Raw genomic sequence first — 2,500 nt, forward strand, 5'->3', positions numbered from 1 at the left:
CTCTCACCCCATTGTTTTATGGTTCTGACGGGTTGAGTGTGTTAAGCGATTGATCTTGGGGATCAATTGTAGTGTGACCGGGTTGTTCTGAGATTTTCTGACGCTGGTTGCGGGAGTAGGATTTGAACCTACGACCTTCAGGTTATGAGCCTGACGAGCTACCGGGCTGCTCCATCCCGCGTCAGTGTCAGATTTGTATCATCGTTAGAGAGATGTTTTGGGCTTTTACTAGGTTTGGCGGTGACCTACTCTCCCGGGGCTTAAGCCCAAGTACCATTGGCGCGGCAGTGCTTAACTTCCGGGTTCGGGATGGGACCGGGTGTTTCACTTGCGCTATGACCACCAAACCGAGGAAAAGCCCATGTCTGCATTCTTGCTGAGCAAGAAAGCGACGGGTGGCAGGCAGCGTCTTTGCGTGCAAAGGCGCGTTGCCACTCGGTTGTTATGTCACCCCTTTACGGGGTTTCACATCAATCAACGTTGTCCAACTCAAGGTCGGTGTATGCTTTTGGTCTTGTTTGATCGCCTACCGCTTCGCTACTTGAGGCGGTGAGCTTTGTCTTTCTGTTACTGGATCAAATCAAGCCTATCGGGCGATTAGTACCGGTCAACTGAACGCATTACTGCGCTTACATCTCCGGCCTATTGACGTGGTGGTCTTCCACGGCCCTCAGGGAGACCTTGTTTTGAGGGGGGCTTCCCGCTTAGATGCCTTCAGCGGTTATCCTGTCCGATCATAGCTACCCAGCACTGCCGTTGGCACGACAACTGGTCCACCAGTGGATCGTTCACCCCGGTCCTCTCGTACTAGGGGCAACTCCTCTCAAGTCTCCTACACCCACGGCAGATAGGGACCGAACTGTCTCACGACGTTCTAAACCCAGCTCACGTACCTCTTTAAACGGCGAACAGCCGTACCCTTGGGACCTGCTCCAGCCCCAGGATGAGATGAGCCGACATCGAGGTGCCAAACACTGCCGTCGATATGGACTCTTGGGCAGTATCAGCCTGTTATCCCCGGCGTACCTTTTATCCGTTGAGCGATGGCCCTTCCACTCGGGACCACCGGATCACTATGGCCGTCTTTCGACTCTGCTCGACTTGTCAGTCTCGCAGTCAGGCTGGCTTCTGCCATTGCACTCAACGAGCGATTTCCGACCGCTCTGAGCCAACCTTCGCGCGCCTCCGTTACGCTTTAGGAGGCGACCGCCCCAGTCAAACTACCCGCCACGCAGGGTCCCGGATCCGGATAACGGACCGCGGTTAGACATCAAGAGTGCGAAGGGTGGTATCTCAAGGGAGGCTCCACGGATACTTGCGTTTCCGCTTCAAAGCCTACCACCTATCCTGCACATCACAATCCTGATGCCAGTGCGAAGCTGTAGTAAAGGTGCACGGGGTCTTTCCGTCTAACCGCGGGAAGCCTGCATCTTGACAGGCAATTCAATTTCGCTGAGTCGATGTTGGAGACAGCGGGGAAGTCGTTACGCCATTCGTGCAGGTCGGAACTTACCCGACAAGGAATTTCGCTACCTTAGGACCGTTATAGTTACGGCCGCCGTTTACCTGGGCTTCAATTCAAGGCTCTCACCTCTCCTTTTAACCTTCAGGCACCGGGCAGGCGTCAGACCCTATACGTCGTCTTGCGACTTCGCAGAGCCCTGTGTTTTTAATAAACAGTCGCCACCCCCTGGTTTGTGCCCCCAGCCCCTAGTTGCCTAGGAACCGGGCCTCCTTCTCGCGAACTTACGGAGGTATTTTGCCGAGTTCCTTCAACATCGTTCTCTCAAGCGCCTTGGTATTCTCTACCAGTCCACCTGTGTCGGTTTAGGGTACGGTCTGATAGGAGGGCTATTTCCAGGAACCTCTCAGCAGCCCAATCAATCCGATAAGATTGAACTACACCTGAGATCCGTCACCACTCCACGGCCCAGGAATATTAACCTGGTTCCCATCGCCTACGCCTTTCGGCCTCGGCTTAGGGGCCGGCTTACCCTGCTCAGATTAGCTTTAAGCAGGAACCCTTGGACTTTCGGCGAGAGTGTCTCTCACACTCTTTGTCGCTACTCATGTCATCATTCTCACTAGTGATCTCTCCACCGGATCCCTCACAGGCCGGCTTCATCGAAAGCCTCTCTCCTCCAATCCGCCCGAAGACGTGAAGGAGGAATGAGACTATGTCACACTACGCTCTGCTACCATGCCTTACGGCATCCTAAGCTTCGGCTCATGGCTTGAGCCCCGTTACATCTTCGCCGCAGGACAACTTATTTAGACCAGTGAGCTGTTACGCTATCTTTAAAGGATGGCTGCTTCTAAGCCAACCTCCTGGTTGTTTTGGTCGTCCCACCTGCTTTCCCACTTAGCCATGAATTGGGGGCCTTAGCTGTAGGTCAGGGTTGTTTCCCTCTCCACTACGGACGTTAGCATCCGCAGTGTGTCTGCCATCTAGTACTCCCGGGTATTCGGAGTTTGGTTAGGATCAGTAAGCCTGTGGGGC

1 tRNA gene and 2 rRNA genes (1 of these 3 cut by a window edge) are annotated in these 2,500 nt (G+C 54.2%); all 3 read right to left on the reverse strand.

Annotation, left to right across the window (positions count from 1 at the left end):
- Positions 1-104: 104 nt before the first annotated feature.
- Positions 105-181: transfer RNA gene (locus ACR0DL_RS21350), tRNA-Met, on the reverse strand.
- Positions 182-232: 51 nt separating this feature from the next.
- Positions 233-347 (reverse strand): 5S ribosomal RNA (gene rrf / locus ACR0DL_RS21355).
- Positions 348-576: 229 nt separating this feature from the next.
- Positions 577-2,500 (reverse strand): 23S ribosomal RNA (locus tag ACR0DL_RS21360); it runs 904 nt beyond the window's last position.

The organism is Ruegeria sp. BB5, assembly GCF_056539405.1.